The sequence below is a fragment of the Pseudomonas sp. BF-R-26 genome, assembly GCF_019947395.1.
Classification (GTDB): domain Bacteria; phylum Pseudomonadota; class Gammaproteobacteria; order Pseudomonadales; family Pseudomonadaceae; genus Aquipseudomonas; species Aquipseudomonas farris.
This window is the reverse complement of the sequence record NZ_JAGYGK010000008.1, coordinates 320,673-327,883: the sequence shown is the minus strand read 5'-3', so window position 1 is coordinate 327,883 and position 7,211 is coordinate 320,673. Positions and strand designations below refer to the sequence as shown.

The 7,211-nt window shown below is 60.2% G+C and carries 2 protein-coding genes; one reads left to right on the top strand and one right to left on the bottom strand.

Annotated features, from left to right (window positions below):
• The first annotated feature begins 344 nt into the window (after positions 1-344).
• On the top strand, positions 345-2,819 hold the full coding sequence (locus KGB18_RS14605; RefSeq protein ID WP_201062517.1) for a TonB-dependent siderophore receptor: 2,475 nt from the start codon (positions 345-347) through the stop codon (positions 2,817-2,819).
• A gap of 227 nt (positions 2,820-3,046) precedes the next feature.
• Here the strand turns inward: KGB18_RS14605 and KGB18_RS14600 are convergent, their stop codons facing one another.
• Positions 3,047-7,192 (bottom strand): amino acid adenylation domain-containing protein, encoded by a 4,146-nt coding sequence (locus tag KGB18_RS14600; protein ID WP_223570144.1) that lies wholly within the window; start codon positions 7,190-7,192, stop codon positions 3,047-3,049.
• Between the last annotated feature and the right edge of the window lie 19 nt (positions 7,193-7,211).

The following is a 7,211-nucleotide window of genomic DNA, read 5'->3' as shown; positions in this document are numbered from 1 at the left end:
GAACCCCGCAAATAAAAGGCCGACGCCCAACGCGTCGGCTTTTTTTTAAATATGCTGTTAATGATAAATAAACTCATTCCGGTTTCTGCGTGGCGCTACGTCTTACTAAGGTATGCAGACAATTCGGGTCGGGCAGGGTAGCCCCAGGGTTCGGGTTTGTAGGGCAGAACACGATTTTTGCCGTTGTCCAGACAGATGACCTGTGCCCGGGGAGGGGCCGGGTCGACCGCCAACTGACGTGCTGCCCTAGAGGTGGCCGACAGAGCGGTTTACGTGTTTGGGCAGCGTCGGGCACTTGGTGGCCCATCGGTCTTATCCACTTCTAACGAATAATAGAGAGCACGATGTCAGCAATTCATGAGTTGAAACCTCTGTTCAAGGCTTTGATCGTTTCCCGTACGCTTCGCTCACGTCATTCGCTGGCCGGTCTGGGCATGGCCTGTCTGATGCCGTTCAGCGCGCAGGTCTGCGCCGAAGAGATCGCCGTCAACATTGCCGCGCAGCCCTTACCCCAGGCGTTGCAAGCGTTTGGCGAGCAAACCAACCGGCAGGTGATCTACAACGCCGCCGACATCGCTGACCTGCGCGGCAACCGCGTCAGCGGCAAACTGAGCGCCGAAGCGGCCATTGCCGAACTGCTCAAGGGTACCGGCGTGCGCTACAGCTTTGAAGGCAACACGTTGATGCTGGTGCGGGGTTCCGCCACTGAAGGCCTTGAGCTGGGCGCGACCACCGTCAATGCACAGCAGCTGGATGCGACGACCGAAGGCAGCAACTCATACACCAGTAACGCGGTGACCATCGGCAAGGGTACCCACACCCTCAAGGAAATTCCCCAGTCGATCACCGTGATGACGCGTAAGCAGATGGATGACCAGAACCTGGTCGATCTCAAGGACGCCGTCAACCAGACCACCGGCATAGTCGGCCTGCAGGGCGTCGGCGAAGGCATGATTCTGTCGTCGCGTGGTTTCCAGATCGACGATTGGCAGTACGACGGTGTGCCGATCCCGCGTAACACCTATTCGCTGGGCAACTGGGCGACCCAGGACCTGATCTTCTATGACCGCCTGGAAATCCTGCGCGGCGCCTCCGGCCTGCTGCAAGGCACCGGCAGCCCCGGTGGTGCCATCAACCTGGTGCGCAAGCGTGGTCAGAGCACACCGACCGTGACCCTGACCGGCAAGGCCGGCTCTTGGGATCACTACGGTCTGCAAGTGGATGCCGGCGGCCCGCTGAACCAGGCCGGCAACATCCGCGGCCGCATCGTCGTAGACGAAGACCAGAGCAACTCGTTCATCGACCACGCGTGGAGCAAGACCCACTCGCTGTACGGCGCCCTGGATATCGACCTGCGCGAAGACACCACCCTGGGCTTCGCGGTCAGCCAATCCAACGGCGAATCGCGCGGCAACATCCGTGGCCTGCCACTCTACGCCGACGGGTCGATGCCGGACGTTTCGCGTTCGACCTACACCGGCGCGCGCTGGAACCGTTCCGAAATCGACGTCACCACCCTTTACGCCGATCTCGAGCACCGCTTCAACGACGATTGGGCCCTCAAGGTCGGCACCGTGTACATGACCGAAGACAATCAGTCGAAAAACCAGCGAACCCAAAGTCCTGGCGGTCTCTTGCCGGATGGCAGTCGCGTGCAATATGCCGACTTCGTGACCGATTTCCAGTCCACGAAGGCCGGTCTGGACGTGAACCTGACCGGCAAGTTCGAAGCCTTGTCGATGCAGCAGGAAGTCATGCTGGGCGGCAACTTCTCTCAGCTGGAGACGGATGATCGCTTCGCCCGTACCTTCAACAGCAGCAGCGACACCATCTTCGACCTCGACAATGACCGTCCGGACATCAGCTACGACAGTCTGCTTGCCGCGGGCGGCCAGGGCACCCTCAGCAAATACGATATCCGTCAGAAAGGCCTGTACGGCACCTGGCGCGTCAAGCCGGTTGACGATCTGACGCTGATACTGGGTTCCCGGGTTAGCTGGTACGACTTCAGCTACAAGTCGAAAACCGAAAGACAAACCGGTATCACGCCCAACGATCCAAGCACCGGAACTGAAACCGGAGTGGTCACGCCCTACGCCGGTATCGTCTATGACCTGAGCCGCGAATGGGCGGTATACGCCAGCTACACCGACGTGTTCCAGCCGCAAACCAACCGTGATACCAGCGGTAAGGTGCTCAAACCCATCGTCGGCACCAACTACGAAATCGGCCTCAAGGGCGAGTTGATGGACGGTCGGGTCAATACCTCCTTGGCCATCTTCCGTTACGACCAGGAAAACCGTGCCGTCAACGACATCGCCGGTGGTTTGGAGTGTGCTGGCTCGTACTGCTCGGTAGCCTCGGGGAAAGTTCGTAGCCAGGGTATCGACGCGGAAATCAGTGGTGAAGTGACGGACAATCTGCAGCTATTTGCGGGCTATACCTACAACACCACAAAATACCTGGAAGACCTGACCAACGAAGGCAGCGTCTTTAGTACCTGGACGCCGAAACACATGCTGCGCGTGTGGGGCAACTACCAGTTCACCGGTGACTGGAGCCGTGTCAGCACCGGTCTGGGCTTCACCACCCAAAGCCACACGCTGGTTTACGATCTTAACAAAGATGTACCGGGTTACACGGTGTGGAATGCCCGCATCGGCTACCAGCTGACGCCGGAGATCGGTTTGGCGGTCAACGCCAACAACCTGTTCGACAAGACGTACATTTCGCCCGCTTACAACCAGCTCAATGGCAACAATAACTTTGGCGACCCGCGCAATCTGATGTTCAGCGTGACGTACAAACCGCAGTTCTGATTGCAAGCACCAGTCAACAAAACCTAAGCCCGGCCCGCACATTGCGGGCCGGGCTTTTTATTTGCCTGCGATTTGGCGGGCGGACACACAACTCCCACAAGGGTTTTGCAGTGCCTGATTTTTCCGAATGCGGCCCAGACCGAACGCAGGTTGCTACGGACCGCATGACGGCTTATCTGACTGGCAACCCGCCGCAGCCTGCCGGCGGGTTGATGGGGCGGGGGAGATCAGTGTGGGGTGGTGCTGGACAGGAAGGCTTCGATCAGTGAGTCGATCAGTGCGCCATCAAAGATCATGCTGCGGTGCAACAGCGGTGAGTGCACCGAGCATTTCAGCTCGCCCGAGGGGCTGTAACGCCGGATCAATGCCTCGCAGAACGCCAGTTCTTGCGCGGTCTTTTCCGGCACGGCCCACCAGCAACTGGGCCGGACTTGCACAGGTTTGAAGGTATAAAGCTTGAAGGCCTCCAGCAGACGGTCATGCACCGAGAACGCCTGAGCATTCATGACTTCGTTCTTCACGCTTTGCACGATCGACAACAAGTCGCCTTGGCCCGGTTCGACCAGGCTTGCTGCCCAGTCATAGAACTGCTTGACCGAGCTGTGTGGCGAGTCTTTCAAATACGCCGCCGTACGGTCTGTCAGGGTCGGGAACAGCAGATCGAAATAGTGAATGGCATCGAGGATTTCTTCCGAAGCCTCGCTGCTCTGTTCAGCACTTGGCAAGCGTCGATAACGGGGTAAATCCTCAGGGTACAGGTGTTCCGGGATGGTGCTGTCCACCAGGCCGAGAAAGGCCACCTGATGACCCAAGCCTTCCAGTGTGGCGGCGATATCCAGCGCTATCGCGCCCCCCAGCGACCAGCCCATCAAGTGGTAGGGACCTTGAGGTTGTGCCTTGACGATTTCTTGACTGTAATCGGCCACCATCTCGTCCCAGCTTTGGCTGCCATCGCTGAAACCGCGATGCATGACGCCACAGACCGAAGCATGGGCCTTGAGTTTCTTCGCCAGCGGCTGGTAACAGAACACGATTCCGCCGCTGGGGTGCAGGCAGAACAGGGTCGGTGCGCTGGCCGGGGCTGCATTTAACTCGACCACGCACTGAGTCTGTTCCCGATGCTTGCGCGAAATAAACGCCGCCAGTTCGCCGATGCTCGGATGGGCCAGTAACTCTTGCAGGCGCAGCTCGATGTTCAGACGTGTCTTGAGCGTGGAAATGAACTGAATGGCCAGAATCGAATGCCCACCCAATTCAAAGAAGTTATCGGTCACCCCCACGCGCTCGATGCCTAGCGATTGCTGCCAGAGCTGGGCGAGTGCCTCCTCCAGTGGGTTGCTCGGCGCAACGTAGGCTTGCTGCCACAGACTGACATCCGGCTCGGGCAGGGCCTTGCGATCGAGTTTGCCGTTGGCGTTGAGCGGGAAGTGATCGATAAATAGCAGGTGGCCGGGCACCATGTAGTCTGGCAACTGCGCCTTGAGGGCGTTCAGCAACTGTTCGCGCAGCTCGGTGCTGGCCGGTTCGCTGGCGATCACATAACCGACCAGTTGCAGACCGCTCGGGCCCTCGTGGGTCAGGACCACGCAGTCCTGCACGGCGGGCAGGCTCTGCAGACGTGCCTGGATTTCCCCCAGTTCGATGCGGAAACCACGAATTTTTACCTGATGGTCGATGCGTCCGACGTACTCGATGCTGCCATCGACGCCGTAGCGCGCCAGATCGCCGGTGCGATACAGACGCCCGCCGGGTAGCGGGTCGAACGGATCGGGAACGAAGCGGGTGGCGGTCAGGTCGGTGCGTTTCAGATACCCACGCGCCAGACCGGCGCGGCCGATATACAACTCACCGATGCAACCTTTGGGCACCGGGTTGAGATGCGGGTCGAGCAGGTACCACGACAGGTCGATAATCGGCTCGCCGAGGGGGCTGGTCGCGTCCGAGTGCAGATCGTTCAGTGACAATGGCCGGTAGGTCACGTGCACGGTGGTTTCGGTGATGCCATACATGTTGATCAACTGCGGCGCGCGATCGCCGAAGCGTTCGAACCAGGGACGCAGGCTTTGCACATCAATCGCTTCACCGCCAAAAATCACATAACGCAGGTGTTGGGTCAGTGACTGTTGAGGTTCGCAGGCGACCTGCATCAGCTGTTTGAATGCCGACGGCGTCTGGTTGAGCACGCTGACTTGTTCCTGGCATAGCAGTGCATAGACATCCTGTGGCGAACGGCTGACGGCGTGCGGCACGATCACCAAGCGGCCGCCGTGCAACAGGGCGCCGAAAATTTCCCACACGGAGAAGTCGAATGCATACGAGTGAAACAGGCTCCAGACATCGTCCTGGTTGAAGTTGAACCAGTTCGCGGTCGCGTGAAACAGCCGCATCACGTTGTGGTGCGGCAGCAGGGCGCCTTTGGGCTTGCCGGTAGAGCCCGAGGTGTAAATCACATACGCCAGGTTATCCGGGTGTACCACCACTTCGGGATTGTGCTCATCCTGCGGGTGGCTGGACGGCGGCTGGTCGAGCAACAGGCAGTGAACCTCGGTCGGCAGCGGTAACTGTTCGCGCAGATGCGTCTGCGTCAGCACCAGCGCGATGGCGCTGTCCTCGATCATGTAGGCCAGGCGTTCGGCCGGGTAGCCCGGGTCCAGCGGCACGTAGGCGCCCCCGGCCTTGAGGATCGCCAACACGCCGACGATCATGTCTGGCGTGCGCTCGACGGCGATGCCCACCAGTACATCCGGGCCGACGCCCTCGCTGATCAGCCGATGGGCCAGCCGATTGGCCTGGCGATTGAGCTCGGCGTAACTCATGTGCTGATCGCCGAAACTCAGGGCAATGGCTTCACCGGCTCTACTGGCGTGCGCTTCGATCACGTGATGCAGGCAGTGTTCGCGTGGCAGGCGGGTGGGCTGACGATTCCAGTCGGCCAGGGTTTGTTGACGTTCGTCCGGGGCTAGCAGCTGCAGTTCGCCGAGGACGCAATCGGGGGCTTCGATGAGGCTCTGCAACAGGTTCTGCCAATGCCCGGCCATGCGTTCGATGGTCGCCGGGCTGTAGAGGTCGCGGCTGTACTCGAAAGTGGCGACAAGGCCTTGATGCGAGTAGTCGATGTCCAGCGAGAGATCGAATTTGGCCTGTCTTTCTCCGGTATCGAGAAACTCCAGTGTCAGCTCGCCCCAGTCCATCGCGGCTGGTTCGGCCGTGTCGGTGCGCCAGTTGAACAACACCTGGAACAATGGATTGGACGTCTGGCCGCCCGGTCGTTGCAGTTGATCGAACATCAGCTCCAGTGGGTAATCGGCATGTTCGAGTGCCGCCAGGGATTGCCCGCGCAGGTCGTGTAAAAAATCCACAGTGGTGCGGGTCGAATCGATCCGCGCCCGATACACCTGAGTGCCGACGAAAAAGCCCACCAGTTCCTGGGTTTCGCCACGGTTGCGGTTGGCGTTGGGCACGCCGACGGTGAAGTCGTGCTGGTTGCTGTAGCGGCCGAGCAGCAATTGCCAGGCGCCCAAGGCCAGCACAAACGGCGTCAGCCCCTGGCGCTGGCAGAAGGCATTGAGCGCTTGGGACAGAGTGGTGGGAATACTCAATGAAAGGCGCCCGGCGAGGTGCTGTTGACCCGCTGCGCGGGCAGAATCCTGGGGCAGTTCGAGCACGGGTAATTCGCTGCCCAGGTACTGGTGCCAGTAATCGCCGCTGCGCGCGCAATCGGCACTGTCGAGGTATGCACCGCGTTGCCAGGTGGCATGGTCGGCGTATTGCATCGCCAGTGGCGGCAGTTGCGCGGTGTCGCCGAGGCGGGCCTGGCCGTAGGCGCAGAACAGGTCTTGCATGAGAATCGCATTGGACCAGGCATCGGAGACGATGTGGTGCATGTTGAGCAGCAACACATGCTCCAGGGTATCGAGCTTGAGCAGCGTAGCGCGGATCAGCGGCGCTCGGCTCAGGTCGAACGGGCGCAGCGCCTGATTCTGGATACGCTGCGCCAGTTCATCGGCGCGGGCCTGGCTGTCGAGCGCCGAGAGGTCTTGCTTGTGCAGGGTCAGACGGGCGTGACGCTCAACGACCTGGATCGGTACGCCGTCGATTTCCTTGAACGCGCTGCGCAAAATGTCGTGTCGATCTATGACCCGATCAAGCGCCACTTCCAGCGCCCGGGTATCCAGTTCGCCGGTCAGCCGCAAGGCGCGTGGCAGGTTATAGGCCGAGCTGGTCGGAGCCAATTGTTGCTCCAGCCACAGTCGTTGCTGGGCAAACGACAGCGGGGCTCGATCCAGGCGGCTGCGGGGCGACAAGGCCTGTACATCGTCTGCGGCATCGGCCAGTAAAAGCGCCAGCAGATCATCATCAAGAAGTTCGTTCATGGGGTTCTCGCAAAAGGCG